This is a genomic window from Deefgea tanakiae, assembly GCF_019665765.1.
GTDB classification, from domain to species: Bacteria; Pseudomonadota; Gammaproteobacteria; order Burkholderiales; family Chitinibacteraceae; genus Deefgea; species Deefgea tanakiae.
The window spans coordinates 2,074,300-2,091,558 of sequence record NZ_CP081150.1; the positions used below are offsets into that span (position 1 = coordinate 2,074,300).

General features: G+C 47.4%; 14 protein-coding genes. 8 read left to right on the plus strand and 6 right to left on the minus strand.

From position 1 onward, the window contains the following. Positions 1–5: 5 nt before the first annotated feature. On the minus strand, positions 6–2,768 hold the full coding sequence (ppc, locus tag K4H28_RS09750; protein ID WP_221005019.1) for a phosphoenolpyruvate carboxylase: 2,763 nt from the start codon (positions 2,766–2,768) through the stop codon (positions 6–8). A gap of 114 nt (positions 2,769–2,882) precedes the next feature. On the opposite strand from ppc, the gene K4H28_RS09755 reads away from it, so the two are divergent. Next, positions 2,883–3,725, plus strand: coding sequence for a PhzF family phenazine biosynthesis protein (locus K4H28_RS09755; RefSeq protein WP_221005020.1), 843 nt, complete (start codon positions 2,883–2,885; stop codon positions 3,723–3,725). 57 nt (positions 3,726–3,782) lie between these two features. Beyond that, a complete protein-coding gene (locus K4H28_RS09760; protein ID WP_221005021.1) occupies positions 3,783–5,402 on the plus strand; it encodes a methyl-accepting chemotaxis protein in 1,620 nt (539 codons plus the stop codon). Positions 5,403–5,552: 150 nt separating this feature from the next. Here the strand turns inward: K4H28_RS09760 and K4H28_RS09765 are convergent, their stop codons facing one another. Next, positions 5,553–6,647, minus strand: coding sequence for an AI-2E family transporter (locus K4H28_RS09765; protein ID WP_221005022.1), 1,095 nt, complete (start codon positions 6,645–6,647; stop codon positions 5,553–5,555). A gap of 144 nt (positions 6,648–6,791) precedes the next feature. Next, positions 6,792–7,091, minus strand: coding sequence for a hypothetical protein (locus K4H28_RS09770; protein ID WP_221005023.1), 300 nt, complete (start codon positions 7,089–7,091; stop codon positions 6,792–6,794). A 161-nt stretch (positions 7,092–7,252) separates the two neighbouring features. On the opposite strand from K4H28_RS09770, the gene glmS reads away from it, so the two are divergent. Next, complete coding sequence (gene glmS, locus K4H28_RS09775) at positions 7,253–9,076, plus strand: glutamine--fructose-6-phosphate transaminase (isomerizing) (RefSeq protein WP_221005024.1); 1,824 nt, start codon at positions 7,253–7,255, stop codon at positions 9,074–9,076. A 479-nt stretch (positions 9,077–9,555) separates the two neighbouring features. On the opposite strand, the gene K4H28_RS09780 is transcribed toward glmS, so the two are convergent. Beyond that, positions 9,556–10,062, minus strand: a complete 507-nt coding sequence (locus tag K4H28_RS09780; RefSeq protein WP_221005025.1) for a lactoylglutathione lyase family protein — start codon at positions 10,060–10,062, stop codon at positions 9,556–9,558. Positions 10,063–10,155: 93 nt separating this feature from the next. On the opposite strand from K4H28_RS09780, the gene K4H28_RS09785 reads away from it, so the two are divergent. Next, positions 10,156–11,025, plus strand: a complete 870-nt coding sequence (locus K4H28_RS09785; RefSeq protein ID WP_221005026.1) for a LysR family transcriptional regulator — start codon at positions 10,156–10,158, stop codon at positions 11,023–11,025. Between the two features lie 234 nt (positions 11,026–11,259). Here K4H28_RS09785 and K4H28_RS09790 read toward each other — a convergent pair whose 3' ends face one another. Further along, the gene (locus K4H28_RS09790; RefSeq protein WP_221005027.1) at positions 11,260–12,420 is read right to left on the minus strand and encodes an AAA family ATPase; all 1,161 of its coding nucleotides are present in this window, start codon (positions 12,418–12,420) and stop codon (positions 11,260–11,262) included. 183 nt (positions 12,421–12,603) lie between these two features. On the opposite strand from K4H28_RS09790, the gene K4H28_RS09795 reads away from it, so the two are divergent. Further along, complete coding sequence (locus tag K4H28_RS09795; protein WP_221005028.1) at positions 12,604–12,843, plus strand: tyrosine-type recombinase/integrase; 240 nt, start codon at positions 12,604–12,606, stop codon at positions 12,841–12,843. A gap of 126 nt (positions 12,844–12,969) precedes the next feature. Here the strand turns inward: K4H28_RS09795 and K4H28_RS09800 are convergent, their stop codons facing one another. Continuing rightward, entirely contained in the window at positions 12,970–13,416 is a 447-nt protein-coding gene (locus tag K4H28_RS09800; protein ID WP_221005029.1) for an Rrf2 family transcriptional regulator, read from the minus strand. A 126-nt stretch (positions 13,417–13,542) separates the two neighbouring features. Between K4H28_RS09800 and K4H28_RS09805 the strand changes: the two genes are divergently transcribed. From K4H28_RS09805 to alaC, 3 genes are all read left to right on the plus strand, one after another. Next, positions 13,543–13,926: a hypothetical protein gene (locus K4H28_RS09805; protein WP_221005030.1), complete on the plus strand. Its 384-nt coding sequence runs from the start codon at positions 13,543–13,545 to the stop codon at positions 13,924–13,926. Positions 13,927–14,033: 107 nt separating this feature from the next. Further along, on the plus strand, positions 14,034–15,254 hold the full coding sequence (gene hmpA / locus K4H28_RS09810) for an NO-inducible flavohemoprotein (RefSeq protein ID WP_221005031.1): 1,221 nt from the start codon (positions 14,034–14,036) through the stop codon (positions 15,252–15,254). A gap of 377 nt (positions 15,255–15,631) precedes the next feature. Continuing rightward, positions 15,632–16,846 carry an alanine transaminase gene (gene alaC / locus K4H28_RS09815; protein ID WP_221005032.1) on the plus strand — a complete coding sequence of 405 codons (1,215 nt, stop codon included), beginning with the start codon at positions 15,632–15,634 and terminating at the stop codon, positions 16,844–16,846. Positions 16,847–17,259 lie beyond the last annotated feature (413 nt).

A 17,259-nucleotide genomic window follows, 5' to 3' on the forward strand; every position in this document is an offset into this window, starting at 1 on the left:
TGTGTTTAGCCGCTGTTGCGTAAACCTGCTGAAACGCCGTTAATCGTCAAATGCACTGCGTGACGAAGTTCTTCCGAATCATCACCACCGCGAATGCGCTTGAGCAACTCAACTTGCAAATGATTCAGTGGGTCAAGATAAGGTAAACGATTATCTAGGCTGCGTGCCAAGGTTGGATTATCACCCAATAATTGCTCATGGCCAGTAATTGCCAACACTGCATCAACTGAACGTTGCCATTCCGCTTTAATGCGACCGAAAATACGTGCAGCAACGGCTTGATCTTGCACCAATTCCGAATAACGTTCGGCAATCGCAATATCCGATTTGGCCAAGACCATTTCCATATTCGAAATCGTCACTTGCAAGAATGACCAATCTGCATACAAATCACGCAACAAGGCTAAACCGTCATCGCCGGTTTCTGCCAAATACTCAGCAATCGCAGTGCCAAAACCATACCAGCCCGGCAACATCAAACGACATTGCGACCAAGAGAACACCCAAGGAATCGCACGCAAATCACCAATACTAGTTGTGTTTTTACGAGCAGCTGGACGAGAACCGATATTTAGATTTGGAATTTCCTTAATTGGCGTTGCCTCAAGGAAATAGGTAATGAAATCAGGCGTTGCGTATACCAAATCACGATAGAACTGATAAGCACGCGTCGACAAACGCTCCATTAAAGCACGGCGCGCCAAGACTTCATCGGTCTCAACAATCGCAGGTTGGAAGCTAGCATCTAAAGTTGCTGCGACCAAAATTTCCAAATTACGACGACCCACTTCGCGATCAGCATACTTTGCAGTGATCACTTCACCTTGTTCGGTAATGCGAATTTGACCATTCACTGAGCCTGCAGGTTGCGCCAAGATAGCATCATAAGCTGGGCCACCACCACGACCAACCGTACCACCACGACCATGGAATAAGCGTAATTTAATGCCCGCAGCCGTAAAGACATCGACCAAAGTCAACTCGGCCTTATAAAGCTCCCAGTTCGAAGTGAGGTAACCGCCCTCTTTATTCGAATCCGAATAGCCCAACATCACTTCTTGCACATGGTTACGACAATTCAAAAGCTGACACCATTGAGTCAGTGCGAACATTTCACCCATGATCTTGCCGCTATTACGCAAATCAGGTGTGGTTTCAAACAATGGGATGATATTAACTTTGCTGCGTACTTGCGGCGCTAAAGACACAAGGCCAACATCATTAAGCAAGACAGCCACTTCCAACATATCCGAAACGGACTCACAGTTAGAAATAATATAGTTTGGCAGCACTGCTTCACCGTAACGAGCTTGCAACTCGGCAGCCGCATGAAGGATGTCTAATTCTTGCTGCACTTCTGGGCTATACGCAACATCGTATGGACAAATCAATGGCCGCGGACTAGCCAACTCGCGCAGTAGCACAGTACGACGTGACTGCTCATCGAGCTTACTGTACTCCTCAAGACCTGCTTGCTGGAATAACTCATTGATCATTTTTTCATGAATCGCTGAGTTTTGGCGCATATCAACTGGCGCCAAGAAGAAGCCAAACACCGACACTGCGCGTTGCAAACGGCGTAAACGGCCATTAGCCAATTTTGCTGCACCATGCGCCTTCAATGAATTCGCAATAACGGCTAAATCAGCAGAAAGCTCTTCTACATTCTTATATGCTGCAGCATGGGCCACATCGTGCAATTCATGATGGAAGGTGCCGATTTCTAAAGCCGTTGCAAAAATACGTGATGCAATCGCAGAAACCGCAAGTCGATACGGCTCGCCATCTTTACGCGTTTGATCTTCAACTGCCGTCGCCGCGAGCTCTGACAAGGCTTGGTCAACAGCGACCAAGCGAGTCGACATTGATAATTCGCCTTCGAGCTTTAAGCACTGCTGATAGTAATGATCAAGTGCAACGCCAGCTTGACGTGAAACCGCGTAGCGCATCACATCTGCAGTCACATTCGGGTTACCGTCGCGATCACCACCAATCCAGCTACCCACCTGAATAAAGTTAGGCAATTGAATAGCTTCGCCATTCATCTCAGAAAATTTGTCTTCCAAATCTTGGTACAGACGCGGAATTTCATGCAAGAAGGTATTGCGGAAAAAGGTTGATCCGTTTTCGATTTCATCTTGTACTGTCAATTTAACGGTACGCACTTCACGCGTTTGCCATAGTGTGAGCATCACACGTTCCATGGCTTCTTGATTCGCCCGAGTTTCTTCTGGTGTCATTTGGCTACGGTCGCGCTCAGTGAGCAATTCAGCCAAAGCATTGTGGCAATTCAAAATGGTCTTGCGTTTTACTTCAGTTGGATGCGCAGTCATCACTGGCGCGATAAGCGTATCACCCAATAATGCCAACATTTCAGATGGTTTAACATCGCGTGCAATCAAATCATCAATCACCGCCGAGATACTGCCACGCTGCGCTTTCGATCCGGAAATCTTGTGCGCACGACGGCGACGATTGTGATGCAAATCCTCTGCTATATTGGATAAATGCGAGAAGTAGCTAAATGCACGAACCAATGCCATCGTCGTTGGCATATCCAAAATAGCCAAAGAGCGTGCCAACGCTTTACCCGCTTCCGGCTCATGGCCTTGTACATAACGAAAAGCCAATTGGCGAATCGCTTCAATTTGTTCAGCAGTCGCAGCACCTGCCTGTTCACGAATCGTGTCAGACAACAAGGCAGCAAGGAGATCAAGATCCCGCTTTAGGGGCTGGTCTTTCTCAGCAATAGGTAAGTTCACAGGCATGGGGCAGTCCAACAAATAGAAGTTCAAGACAATATATTGTCGGCATTTTACCAAACTATGCCGTTTTCTGCCCCATTATGTGGCAGCCACCTTTTCTTTCTGGGCGATTGCTAAATGCCACAATTTAACTTTCATATTTTCAATGTTTTTGCCGAGAAACCCCGCTCGGGCGATCCGCTAATTGTATTTAATTGCGATGCATTACCAAATCAAGATACTTGCCAAGCACTTGCGTATCAAATGGGCGGTGTTGAAGTGGCTTTTTTTAGCGCAAATGATCGCAGGCTAATGTGCTTTACCCCGCAGCACGAATTACCCACTTCGGGGCGTGCTTTGCTTGGTGTTGCTGCGCTACTGCATCATCAAGACTCAAGCTTTAAATCAGCAATAATCACGACCGAAGCTGGCCCCACCACGGTGGAGTATGCAAGCGAAAGCAGCGTAATCATTTGCCCTGCGGGCAGTACCCGCCCCTGCGATCGAGGTCACCTAGACGTTGCGCAAGCACTCGACATCAGTGCCAAAGACATTATTAATCCGATTTTATTTGTCGACAGTGGACTTGAACAATTAATGATTCAAGTGCGATCCAGACAAAGTGTTTTGCAAGCCAAGCCGCACCCCGCACTACTAACCCATTGTTTAGCAAGCCCTAAATCATTAGTGCAAGCAACAATTTGGAGTATCGAGCACGATCTAGTTACGCTGCGCTGTTTTAGTGCAGATCCATTTCAAATCATTGAGGATTTTGGCTCTGGTATTGCTGCCGCCAATATTGCTAGTTACTTAATAGCAACTGGTGCAAAAACACCACTGAGTTTCAAAATTGAACAGGGTCATACAATTCAGAAATTAATCAGTCGCTTGTCTATTATTAATGTCAAAGTTGATCTACAACTACAAGTACACGTCAGTGGGAAAGTGAACTATCTGGGAAAAGGTATAATTGAACTCTAATATTCAAGGCATAATGCGGGCTATAAATACCTTGATATTTGATATCTGGAGCAAGCAATGACATTAAAATTTAAAGCATGGACGCTTTCCATCGCTGTACTCATTTCACTAATAGGCGTCATGCTCGTTGGTCTTAGCACAATGCGGGATATGAGTGCCTCAGATAACCAAGCCCGCATTGAGCAGTTACTCCGAAGCACTTATTTATCTATTGCTCAGTTAGAAAACCTAGCCGCTAGCGGCAAACTCACGGATGAGCAGGCCAAAGAAATCGCGACTCAAATTTTACGAGAAAATAAATACCATAAATCCGAATACGTTTACGTAACCGACGAAAAACTTAACTTCGTCGCTACGCCACTTGACCCACAACTGCACGGCACAAGCTTTAATGAATTTAAAGATGCCAAAGGCGGCAGCGTAGGCGCAATCGCAGTCGCAGCATTACAAAAATCAGGGGGCGCACTGACATCTTATCCTTGGACTTCTGAGCGTGATGGCAAAGTCGTTGAACTTCTCTCTGTGGCACAAAAAACACCACGTTGGGGCTGGATTGTCGGTAATGGTGTTAGCTCAGCTGAAGCCGATGCTCGATTTTGGAGTAATGCGCGCTGGCAAGTTCTCGTCTGCTTAATTGTAGCGGGCATCGTTGGCTTCTTTATGCTCACTACCGTGCGCCGTATTTTGAATGATTTAGGTGGCGAGCCTGCTGACGTACTAAAACTAGTACAAAGCGTTGCTGATGGTAATTTACAAGACACCACCCAAATTGGCTCGGCATCACCGCAAAGTATTTTTGGCTCGGTGATTCGGATGCGTGAATCATTACGCACCGTCATGTCGCAACTCACTCAGGCCGTCAATACCCTGCACCACACCAGTGATGACATCGTATCACGGGCACAAGACAGCAATCGCTTGATTGAAGCGCAAGGCAACGCCGCTAGCCGCATTGCCCATACCGCCGAAGTGTTCGCCGATCAGACTCGTGCAGCAGAGGCCCAAGCCAATACCGCACGCCAACAAAGTGAATCAGCTACAGAAATCTCAGCAAAAGGCTTGAATGTGCTTTCATCTGCGGTCAAACGATTTGCCGATATTGAGCAAGCCGTTGGCGACACACAAAGCAGTATTGATGATTTGGCACAACGCGTAACCAGCATTTCAGCCGTCATTGCGGTGATTCGTGATGTGGCAGACCAAACGAACTTATTGGCGCTCAATGCCGCAATTGAAGCTGCTCGCGCTGGTGATATGGGCCGTGGTTTTGCGGTGGTGGCTGATGAAGTACGCAAACTTGCCGAACGCACCAGCTCAGCAACCCAAGAAATTGGCCTAACCATCACAGCTGTTCAAGGGAGTGGGCAAAACGCCAAAACTCGCATGGATGAAATGGTAGTTCAGCTCAAAGAAGGTATCCGCCAAGCTAAAGAAGGTGGAGAGGCCGTCAAAGCAATCCGCCAAGAAACAGAAGCCACAGCTGCAGTGGTCGGCCAAATTGGTAATTCCTTGGCCGAGCAAGTGACATCCAGTATGGCGATTCGAAATGACGTCGACGAAGTAGCACAGTCTTCGAACGGCACTATGTCTGCAGCACAGGGAACCGTTGGCGCAGCACAATCCATTAAAGTCGTATCAGGGCAACTAGCCTCGCTAGTTCAAAAGTTCAAACTCTAATTCAAAACAAGACCCGCACTGTGCAAAGCCCAAGCCATCTTAGTTTGGGCTTTGTGATTTGAAGCCTTACTTATTGATTGAATGTGCACGCAAAAAAGCCGCTATGAATCAACATAGCGGCTTTTTCAAAATTGCAGAAATCCGCCAAAATCAGTTACTGACCTCATCGCTGTTTGTCGAGTCTGTTGATGGCAATGAATTTGAGGGGAAAATCCAGCTACGTGCCAATTCATAAAATACGGTTAGTAGCACTGGGCCGATAAATACGCCCAACATTCCAAAAGCTAGTGCGCCACCCAATACACCAAATAAAATCAGAATAAATGGTAAACGGCTACCTTTACCAATCAGTAAAGGCTTAATCACATTATCCGCAGAGCTAACGACTAGCAACATCCATAGCACCATGAAAATAGACCAGCCCACATCGCCTTGATGGTAAAGCCAAGCCGCAGCAGGTAAACCCAGCAATACAGGCCCCCCCGGCAACAAGGCTAGAATAAAACTAGCGAATCCAAGCGTAGTTGCATTAGGAACACCGGCAATTAAATACGCAAACCAAGCCAATACGGCCTGTGCCATTGCGGTCCCCATAAAGCCATAAACCACACCTTTGGTTGAGCTCAGAGATACGGCCAATAATTCTATACTGCGCTCACCCGCTATACGCGCCATGAAGCCATGAATCCAAGCAAGTAAATCCTCACCATCGAGATAGATAAAAAAGGCAATAAACAAACTCATCGCCAATAGCATCATGCCACTACCAATCTCAGTGACCAGCATTAATAGAATTTGCGATGCGGGTGCAATATAACTGCGTATCGTTTGTAAAGTTTCCGAATCTCTATCGCCAAGCTTGAGCCAGAATTGCTCAATATTAGCCCCAGCCAAAGGAATACTCGTCAACCATTCAGGTAACTTTGGCCAGCCATGAGTAAATGAATCCTTGACTTGCATACCCCACACAGACACTACAGACGCAAATTCGCTGGCTGCAAAAATGACTGGCACTAAGAAAAACCCACCAAAAACGGCCATCATGGTCAGCGCGGCCAAAGCGCGCCGGCCTTTATACAACGCAACCAATTTTAGATAGGGTTTCCAAGTCGATAGCACCAAAATCCCTGCCCACAATGTCGCAGCAAGAAAGGGCTTGATAATTGCAAAAATAGTGAGCGATAAAAGGCAAATTGCAGCTAATGCAATCAATGGCTCGATTAAATCAGCAGTTTTATTTTTCATGTATTGCTTACCCTGTAAAAAAGTATCGCTAGGATAAGCGAAAAAATCGATTTTCAGTATTTCAGTCTGCGAAATGTAAAATAAACTGCACAAAAAAATCGCCCCAAGTGAGTTGGGGCGATGCATCGGCAAAAAAGTGAAAAATTAGCGACTCTGATTAGCCGTCATCCGAGCGCGATAAATCAATAAGCCCATCATATTGGCAACGTCCCTACGCACTTGCAAAGAATCAACCCGCCCAAAACGATCGCTCAATGCCTCATGTACCTCACAAGCCAGGTGAAATAAAAGTGGTTTTTCACTCAATGGTGCTTTAACCAAATAGTGATTGATTTCATTCACAATTTGGTCGGCAAGTTCATCAGGATGAGTCGCACTCGACGTCAAAATACAATCCAGCAATCGCACCCCTATCACTCCCATTGAAAGTAACTGAATTGTCATACAACCCCCACGCAGAATGCGGTATTGCTTTACTTTAGTGAGCAAAATCAGGCTTGGTAGCGGAATCCGTCAAACGGTAATGCGGGTATTTGAGTAGCGACAAGACGATGTATTTCTTCTACATTGCGATGATGCAATGCACCATTACGAGGAATCTATTTATGTGCGGAATTGTTGGCGCGGTATCAGATCGCAATGTAGTACCTATGCTATTAGCTGGATTAGCTCGACTCGAATATCGTGGTTACGACTCCAGTGGCATCGCCTTAAACGGTAACCAGCAACTAGATCGAATCCGCGTCGCGGGTCGTGTTGCTGATTTGGCAGCGCGCTGCGAAAACAGCAACGGTACCAGCGGTATCGCACACACGCGCTGGGCTACTCACGGGATTCCTTCCGAAGCCAACGCACATCCGCATCTAGGCGGTGACTCGATCATGGTGGTGCACAATGGAATCATCGAAAATCATGCCGAATTAAAACTCGAGCTGCAAGCAGCTGGCTATGTGTTTAGTTCAGAAACCGATACCGAAGCCATTGCCCATCTGATTCATTTTGAATATCAGCGCAGCGCAAATCTGCAAGCCGCAGTTCAAGCGGCGATACCACGCTTACGCGGTGCCTTTGCGATTGGTGTCAGTTGTCTTCACGAACCCAACTTACTCATCTGCGCACGTCAAGGTAGCCCTTTAGTGTTGGGACTAGGCTTTGGGGAGCAATTTTTTGCCTCTGATATTGCGGCACTGTTACCACTGACACAGCGCATGATTTACCTAGAAGAAGGTGATCTCGCCGTTGTGCAGCGTGCTGCCTTGCAGATTTTCGACATCAACGGCAATAGCGTCACTCGCCCTGCCCGTACATTAGACGTTGTCACTGATTCAGCTGATCTGGGCCCCTATCGCCACTACATGCAAAAAGAAATTTTTGCCCAACCAACCGCGCTGGCGGACACACTCGCTGCAGCCCTCAAGCAAGGTTTTGCGCCAGAGCTGTTTGGCAACAATGCCACCGATATTTTTAGCAAAACCACAGCAGTACGCATTGTGGCGTGTGGCTCTAGTTATCACGCCGGATTGGTGGCGCGCTACTGGATAGAGGAATACACCGGATTACCCGTCAGCGTCGATATTGCGAGTGAATACCGCTACCGCAGCGGCCGAGAACAAGATGGCACTCTGATCGTAGCGATTTCACAATCAGGCGAAACAGCTGATCTGTTGGCCGCCCTACGCTCAGCCAAAGAACGTGGCCAAGTCAATGTATTGGCACTTTGTAATGTCGCTCACTCAACCCTCACCCGTGAAGCGGATCTAGTGAGCTTGACTCATGCCGGAATCGAAATCGGGGTCGCATCCACCAAAGCATTCACCACGCAATTAGCCGCGCTGTTTACACTAGCCGGCGCACTAGCGCAAAGCCGGCAAACCTTGACATCAGAAGCACTCGCAGAGCTCGCTAACTGGTTACCGCGCTTGCCCGCAATATTTAATGATGTGTTCCCGCTAGAAACCCAAATCGAAGAATGGTCTCATCTACTCAGCCACTATGACCACGCCCTATTCCTTGGGCGCCATACGCTCTTCCCAATTGCACTAGAAGGCGCACTCAAACTCAAAGAAATCGCCTATATCCACGCCGAAGGCTACGCCGCAGGAGAACTGAAACACGGCCCACTCGCACTGGTTGATGAACACATGCCAGTGATTGTTTGCGCTGCCAATGATGAGCTATTCGATAAATTACTATCCAATCTGCGTGAAGTCGAAGCACGTGGAGGCAAAATATTTTTGATAGCTGAACCGGGTTGCGAAGCCGCATTTCCCTATTGCCAACACACCATCACGCTCCCCAGTATTACCGGACCACTCGCACCGATTGTATTCACATTGCCACTGCAATTCTTGGCCTACCACACCGCATGCCGCAAAGGAACCGACGTCGACAAACCAAGAAACCTTGCGAAAAGCGTGACTGTAGAGTAATAAATAAACAGGATGCAATGTGTGATCCGAAGAAATAAAGTCTGTATCAAATAAATAAAGTCTGTTTAGATGAGTTGCACTAAAAATTCGTTCGTCAAGCATCGCGGAAAATTTAGAAACAACTAAAGTACATACGTCGAATCTGAGTCAAAGTATCGATACACAAGCTTGAAAATATCGAAGGCCGCTACCTGATGGTTTGCGGCCTTTCGTTTTTCACGCTTCGACATCTACAGATCGGCCTTAGCGGACTTTCAAAACCTCTACATCGAGGACCGAAATAGAGTACCACTACAGACTGATGTTTCGACACTTCCAGTCTGGCACATCGATGCCGTATCAGGAGGGAGAAGTCCATAACATTGCTAAGGCCGAGATGTTCATACCAAGTTCAAAAAAATAAAACGGCCGCTCTCTATCAGATTGCGGCCTTCGCAATTTTGTATTGCATTCGTTGTTAGATTGACTCTTCAGATGGCTTATTTTGCATATGCACCAGCAGAATAGGTTAGCTCATAGCTGTGGCTGTAAATTTCTAGAATGTTGCCAAACGGATCTTCCATATACACCATGCGGTAAGGCTTCTCGCCTGGAAAGTATTCACGAACTGGCATACGTTGTTTACCCCCTGCAGCAACGATCTTGGCCGCTAGCCCTTCTACATCGGGGTCTTGCACACAAAAATGGAAAACGCCGCCTTTCCAGTATTCAAAGTTGTTTTCACGGCGCTCAGCATTGGCAAATTCAAAAATCTCCACCCCGATTCGATCACCCGTCGATAAATGCGCAATCCGAAATGAGCCCCAGCCAGGGCCAAATACATCGTTACACATCACCCCAATGGCTGAATCATCTTCATGAATGACGGTGGGCTCCATAATCAAATACCAGCCTAACACTTCGGTGTAAAAACGCACCGCAGCATCCAGATCGGTCACAGAAAGGCCAATATGCGAAAAATTACGTGGATAAGTCGTGGATTGCATGTCTAACTCCTTGTTTTGAAAGTGAAGCCAGTATAGGCGCCGCATTTTATAAGTTAAACTAATCAAACCTTATCAATCCTATAAATTTTCATTATGCTGAATCCGCTTTGGCTGTGCTCTTTTCAAGCTGTCGTGCGCTTAGGTAGCTTCACCCGTGCCGCCGATGAGCTTAACTTAACCCAAGCCGCCATTAGCCAGCACATGGCTAGACTTGAAGCTCAGACTGGTCGCTTGTTTATACGGCAAGGCCGGCAACTGGAATTAACGCCGAACGGGCAGGCTTTATTGATATACGCACAAGAAGTCGACATCGCGCAGAAGCGCTTTTTTCGCACGCTGAGTGCCTATGGGCCGGTGAACGGATCGGTTTCGCTGATGGTGCCCGGTAGTGTCGGGCTAAAACTTTATCCTGAGTTGTTGGCGTGGCAAATTGAGCAGCCCGCAATCTCAATTGAAATGCGTTTTGCACCAGAACCCTGCATTATCCAAGCCTTACTCGATCAGACTACCGAACTGGGTATCGTGACCTACACACCAAGCGATGAGCGCCTAAATTACACCCGCTTGGGTCAAGAGCAGCTCTGCTTAGTTTTACCAGCTCAAAGTCAAGCTCGCGGCTGGGATGATTTGCAGCAGTTAGGCTGGATTAATCACCCCGATGGCACAGCCATGGCGATGCGCTGGTTTGCTCGTGCGTTTCCCGGCAAACGCTTGGCAGATATTCCAGAGCGCGGCTTTATTAACCAGATTAGCCTTATTTTGCAACCGGTCGTACTAGGCTTAGGGTTTGCAATCTTGCCTCAGCATGCGGTCAAAGCATTTCAACAACAAGACGCCATACGCATTTGGTCCCTAGAGCAAGCTGTCAGCGATACTCTTTGGCTGGTGCAACGACAAGAGTGGCCTCTAAGTCAGCAAGTACGACTCGCTGCCGAGATAATTAAATCAGGGCTGACTAACTAGAATAAAGCAGTGTTCGACTGCTAAGGCCGAGCAGCATAAGCAAGAAACCTGAATACTAAAGGCCGCTACCTGATGGTTAGCGGCCTTTCATTTTTCACCCGTCGGCATCGACACATCGGCCAAAGCCGCCACTCGTGTGTGCCCAACACAACATCAAGCAACTTACTTTTTCGTCAGCTTCGAACAATGAGCCCAATCACGCTAACGCCATGTAAAACTCGTCTTTAAGTTGGCTTATCGCGCGGACCAATGCCAAGATGGTTTTTCCAAATCGTGTAGACCTAAAATAGTCGTTTCACCCAATACCTTCTGCAAAATAATAGAATTGCAATCGCTCTCACGCTCTAGCGCGGCGACCAAGCGACTCGCGTGACTTACGACAATCACTTGGCTACGTTGTGCGGCAGCGCAAATCAAACGTGCTAAGGCCGGTAACAAATCGGGATGCAAGCTGGTTTCTGGCTCGTTCAAGACCAAGAGTTCGGGTGGTCGAGGGCTCAATAGCGCTGCGACTAGGAGCAAATAGCGCAGCGTGCCGTCGGATAACTCGCTGGTCGCCAAAGGCCGCAACAGACCATGCTGCCACATGACGACACTAAACCGGCCTTGCTGTACTTCAATCTGAATTCGCGCACCAGGAAAAGCATCATCAATCGCAGCAGCGAGTGTGTCCGGCTCACCAATTTCAATAATCGTTTGCAAGGCTGCGGCTAAATTAGCGCCATCGTTGGCTAAAATTGGGGTGTAGGTGCCAATCTGTGCTTGCCGCACAGGTGCGGCAGCATCGGTGCGCAGATGATCATAAAATCGCCAGCGGCGCATCGCCTCCCGCAGTTGCAGTACTTCGGGCGCGTTCATCGGATCAGCACATTGCATAAACACACTGTCGTAAGATGGCACATGCTGATTGATCACTTGCCATGCTCGCCCATCTCGTATGCGCGCCACAGCGCCGCGCCGATCGAGTAACAATGCTGCATCACGCTGAATTCGACCCGCCCAAATTTGTTCGCGCTTGATTTCAGGGTCAGCGGCAAATAAAGACAAACTCGGCACTGGCAAGCCCAAATCAATCGCATACGAAAAATCATCGCCAGCAAAACCTAGCTTCAGCGCTACCGTAGCTTGCCGCACAGTACCTTGAATTGGCACTTCACCACGTCGCATGGCTGCACTGATATTTTCCGGCCCAGCCCACAAAGTCGATGAAAAGCCGCCTTCTTGCGCCAAGTGCGCAATCAAACGCCCCTCCGCCGCCTCAGCAGTTAAACGCAAAGCGCGGTATAAACTCGATTTACCGCTGCCATTAGCACCGCTGATGATATTCAGCTTTGATAAAGGCATGATCAAATCACGAAGTGAGCGGTAATTGGCAATGGCGAGGGTATGCAGCATGGCGAATCTAGATGGATCAGAAGAAGTCTCATCATAATGAGTTGTTAATATGATGTGCGAGTTTTCAATGGATACAAAAGGCCAAGCTCGTCAGCGAGTAGGGCATGTCTTGATTGCAGACCTTTGGCATTCGCCCTCTCCTTATAAATGCGGCTATTTATTTCCTAGTAGACAGCGCCACACATGTCGATCCGACAATATGCCCGCATTGTAAATCGTTGGGTCAGTTCAATCGGGTTAGATCCAACTGAATATTGCACGCACACCATGCGAAGAACTAAGGTCACGCTGATTTACAGGCGAGCAAAAAACTTGCGTGCAATTCAATTGCTGCTTGGACATGCGAAAATGGAGAGTAACGTTCGTTATCTTGGCATTGAAGTTGATGATGCTCTCGAAATATCCGACCAGACTGAAATATAGAGAGCTGCCGTGGATGGATGCCAAAATAACTGAGGCCGCAACCTGAGGGTTTGCGGCCTTTCGTTTTTCAACCGTCGACATCGACACATCGGCCTTAGCAGAAGGTTAAACACTCTTAATTCAGGCTCACTCATTCATGACCTTTTTCAGTGGGACATACAAAATATTCTGTTGTTTAGGAGAGAGCAGATCCATTAGACTAACTTGATCAAGACTCGCTAGAAACGCGTTAAGTGCGTTACCAAGTACACCCTGTAAGCGACAACTGTCTGTCAAAATACATTGGCTTTCTCTACTAAAGCACTCCACCAAATTCATATCATGTTCCATCTTGCGAACGACATCACCGATATTTATCCCACTAGAGCTCCTTGCGAGTCTTAATCCTCCGCCCTTGCCGCGCAACCCAGTGACATACCCATACCGAATGAGTTGGTTAACTACTTTCATCATGTGGCTGCGTGACACATTAAAACGCTCAGCAATTTCCTGAATCGTGGCGAGCCGGTGTTCATTTGCGCCCAGATAGATCAGAACGCGAAGAGCGTAATCCGTGTGCTGGGTGATATGCATACTCAATACTCAAGGGGGTGGTTGAATCCAAAGTATAAATTGTTACTGACAAAAGATGAATCTATATTGACTCTTTATAAGATTCATATTAAATTCATCTTTAAGGGTTCACTAGGAAGTTATCCAATGCATGAAGATGCACATTTGATTCAGCAATCAACTCAATATTTGGAAGCGCAGAGATCAATCAAGAAATATCAAATTGAGCTACTTCAACCGATACCGTTGGCCATCTCACGGACAGCACTCAATAGCTCCGATCAAGCAAGATCTCAATCTAGATTTCACAGCCCAAATTTCATGCTACGCATAGGGCAACTGATGATGCTCGTGGGTTGTATTGGTATGGCGGCAGCGATTTTTATCGCTTACGTACATGCTGGGCGTTTCAGTCTCCCCATTCAGGTCACAGCCCACTTAGCCATACCTATTTCTGCTGGGATTTTCAAGCTTGCTTATATCGTGCGGCTAGCAGCGAATCACGCCCTAGGCAATCTTACTGTTGGGTAATCAGTCTTTTTCCAGCCAAGAGCCAAAAAGGGCTCGTGGTTGAAGGTCAACAATCAAGCGAACTACATTTTCTAATCACATTTTGCAAATCACATCTGGAGCTATTTATGTTATCCGACGTTATCCGCCAGCAAGTCAAAGCCACCGCCCCAATTCTTAAAGAACATGGAGTTGTGCTAACCACCCATTTTTACCAGCGTATGTTTCTACACAATCCCGAGCTTAAAAATATTTTTAATCAAGGTCATCAGCATGGTGGCCAGCAACAACAAGCATTGGCTATGGCTGTTGCGGCCTATGCTGAACATATCGACGAACCATCAGTTTTACTGCCTGTATTGGAACGCGTCGCCAATAAACATGTGAGTTTGGGTATTCGTGCTGAACACTACCCAATCGTGGGCCAGCATTTACTTGCGTCCATTCGTGAAGTACTGGGCGAAGAAACCGCCTCGGACTCATTATTAAACGCCTGGGGAGCTGCCTATCAGCAGCTGGCTGATTTGCTAATCCGCCTAGAAGGAAATATGTACCACAGCGCTGCAACACAGGAAGGAGGCTGGAGTGGATTGCGCCCGTTTCGTGTCATGGACAAGCAAATTGAAAGTGCAGAAATCACTTCCTTTTATTTGCAGCCCACCGATGGCGGTAAATTACCGAAATTCCACCCAGGGCAGTATGTGACTGTGCAAACATATATTCCTAGCCTTGGGTTGACTCAACCACGACAGTACAGTCTTTCAGACGCACCAGGCAAAGAGACCTTTAGAATTTCTGTGAAGCGTGAAGATGCCATCAACATGCGACCAGCAGGAACCGTTTCTAATCTGCTTCATAACACAATCAACGTCGGCGATATTCTGCAACTAACCCCGCCTGCTGGTGACTTCGTCTTACATGAAGAACGTGACACCCCTGTCGTTCTAATTAGTGCTGGCGTAGGTCAAACTCCCATGATGGCGATGCTGCAGCATTTACTTACAAGCAAAAGTTTACGCAAAGTCGGTTATATTCATGCCGCACGCAACGGCAAAGTACACGCATTTAAACAGGAGCTGCGCAAGCTAGCCAATGCTCATGACAATCTGAAAACGGTGCTATTTTATGAGCAACCCGATACACAAGACATAATTGGGCTAGATTATGATTACACAGGTCGAATTGATGAAGATGCGATTTTGCTGCGCATCTATCAGGAGAATGCAGATTATTACTTGTGCGGTCCGGTTGGCTTCATGCAGCAACAACGCCAGCAACTGCAGGCCATTGGTGTAGATTCTAGTCGCATCCACATGGAGGTATTTGGCTCGAATGCGATGAGTAATTAAGGATTAATTTCGCCGCTAAGAAAGCACAATGATAATTTCGATTAGAAATGTTCTTGTTTGATATGCCTCCGGTGCGTCGGGTAAGGCCGATCAGTCGATGTCGTGGTGTGAAAAACGAAAGGCCGCAAACCATCAGGTTGCGGCCTTTCGTATTCTGGGGTCATGCTAGTGCTGCTCGGCCAAAGCGGACGTTTGGTATCTACAAAACTAGGGGCGATTCAATCTTAAGTTATTCATTTATAAGCTTACTACAAAAATAATAAACGATAGACCATCAGAAATCCTTCATTTAATATACAGCCAAGGCTAGTCGCTTCATCTTGCTGGCCTGCGTCTCTCGGACGGTTCCGGGTGCTTACGTTTATAGGATTAACTGCATGTCTACATCAGGCAAGCGCCGCTTTGCGCGCATTGATCGTCTCCCCCCTTATGTTTTTAATATTACTTCCGAATTGAAAATGGCCGCCCGTCGTCGTGGCGAGGACATTATTGACATGAGTATGGGTAATCCAGATGGTGCTACCCCGCCCCATATTGTCACCAAATTGATTGAAGCGGCGCAACGACCTGACACGCATGGTTATTCAGCATCCAAGGGGATTCCACGTCTACGCCGCGCAATTAGTCATTGGTATAAAGATCGTTATCAGGTCGATATCAATCCCGATTCCGAGGCCATTGTCACGATCGGATCGAAAGAAGGTTTGGCGCACTTGATGTTGGCTACGTTGGATCGTGGCGATACCGTTCTGGTTCCCGATCCAAGTTACCCGATTCATATCTACGGCGCCGTGATTGCTGGCGCGCAGATTCGCTCCATACCACTGGTACCAGGAGTTGATTTTTTTGCTGAGCTAGAAAGTGCGATTCGCGGCAGCTATCCAAAACCCAAAATGATAGTGCTCGGTTTCCCCTCTAATCCGACGGCACAATGTGTAGAGTTAGATTTTTTCGAACGTGTCATTGCCCTCGCTAAGAAGCACGATATTTTTGTCGTTCACGATCTGGCTTACGCCGACATTGTGTTTGACGGCTGGAAAGCACCGTCGATCATGCAAGTACCGGGTGCGAAAGACATTGCAGTCGAATTCTTTACGCTATCAAAAAGCTACAATATGGCCGGTTGGCGTGTCGGCTTTATGGTTGGCAACCCAGATTTGGTCGCCGCATTAGCACGAATTAAAAGCTATCACGACTATGGAACATTCACGCCGCTGCAAATTGCAGCCATTGCAGCTCTGGAAGGTGATCAGCAGTGCGTGAGTGATATTGCCATGCAATACCAGAATCGCCGAGATACTTTGGTTAAAGGACTGCACGAAGCTGGCTGGATGGTCGATAAACCCAAAGCATCAATGTATATCTGGGCTAAAATTCCCGAGCCTTATCGTGCATTGGGTTCGATAGAATTTGCCAAGCTCTTACTGAAAGAGGCCAAAGTTTCAGTGTCGCCAGGTGTTGGCTTTGGCGATTATGGCGATGAATATGTTCGCTTTGCGCTGATTGAAAATGAGCCACGAATTCGCCAAGCAGTTCGCGGCATTAAGTCGATGCTCAAAGCCGATAAAATATTCGACGTGGCTGCTAACTAAAATATTGAGACGCACTAGTAAATATGGACGCTAAAATTTAAGAAAATATTTTTTCTGGAACTGATACTGAGACGTACGCTAAGGCCGAGCAGTTGTGAAGCAAGACTAAAATGATGAAGGCCGCTACCTTATGGTTTTCGGCCTTTCGTTTTTCATGACTTGGCATCAACAAATCGGCCTTAGCGGACGGTCTACACAACTTTTAGTGGAGGCCTGATTCATTAAACCAAAACAATCATATGAACTTCCTCGGTACTGATGGGAGAAAATTCTACTTACAAATGACGATTAATTGGTGGTGTGATTAGCGGTGGCAGCCTAGTGGTAGGCCAGAATTCGTTGTTGATTGCTGGGGTCACTGCGGGTGCCGAATCGCTCCCCCGCAGCCACAGGCTGTTAAGGCTAATTCACAA

Excerpts from the sequence above, each read along its gene's own strand:
- glmS (WP_221005024.1), top strand. The coding sequence starts at position 7,253 with ATGTGCGGAATTGTTGGCGCGGTATCAGATCGCAATGTAGTACCTATG.
- K4H28_RS09755 (WP_221005020.1), top strand. The coding sequence starts at position 2,883 with ATGCCACAATTTAACTTTCATATTTTCAATGTTTTTGCCGAGAAACCC.
- K4H28_RS09760 (WP_221005021.1), top strand. The coding sequence starts at position 3,783 with ATGACATTAAAATTTAAAGCATGGACGCTTTCCATCGCTGTACTCATT.
- ppc (WP_221005019.1), bottom strand. The coding sequence starts at position 2,768 with ATGCCTGTGAACTTACCTATTGCTGAGAAAGACCAGCCCCTAAAGCGG.
- hmpA (WP_221005031.1), top strand. The coding sequence starts at position 14,034 with ATGTTATCCGACGTTATCCGCCAGCAAGTCAAAGCCACCGCCCCAATT.
- K4H28_RS09770 (WP_221005023.1), bottom strand. The coding sequence starts at position 7,091 with ATGACAATTCAGTTACTTTCAATGGGAGTGATAGGGGTGCGATTGCTG.
- K4H28_RS09765 (WP_221005022.1), bottom strand. The coding sequence starts at position 6,647 with ATGAAAAATAAAACTGCTGATTTAATCGAGCCATTGATTGCATTAGCT.
- K4H28_RS09780 (WP_221005025.1), bottom strand. The coding sequence starts at position 10,062 with ATGCAATCCACGACTTATCCACGTAATTTTTCGCATATTGGCCTTTCT.
- K4H28_RS09800 (WP_221005029.1), bottom strand. The coding sequence starts at position 13,416 with ATGCATATCACCCAGCACACGGATTACGCTCTTCGCGTTCTGATCTAT.
- alaC (WP_221005032.1), top strand. The coding sequence starts at position 15,632 with ATGTCTACATCAGGCAAGCGCCGCTTTGCGCGCATTGATCGTCTCCCC.
- K4H28_RS09795 (WP_221005028.1), top strand. The coding sequence starts at position 12,604 with ATGTCGATCCGACAATATGCCCGCATTGTAAATCGTTGGGTCAGTTCA.
- K4H28_RS09805 (WP_221005030.1), top strand. The coding sequence starts at position 13,543 with ATGCATGAAGATGCACATTTGATTCAGCAATCAACTCAATATTTGGAA.
- K4H28_RS09785 (WP_221005026.1), top strand. The coding sequence starts at position 10,156 with ATGCTGAATCCGCTTTGGCTGTGCTCTTTTCAAGCTGTCGTGCGCTTA.
- K4H28_RS09790 (WP_221005027.1), bottom strand. The coding sequence starts at position 12,420 with ATGCTGCATACCCTCGCCATTGCCAATTACCGCTCACTTCGTGATTTG.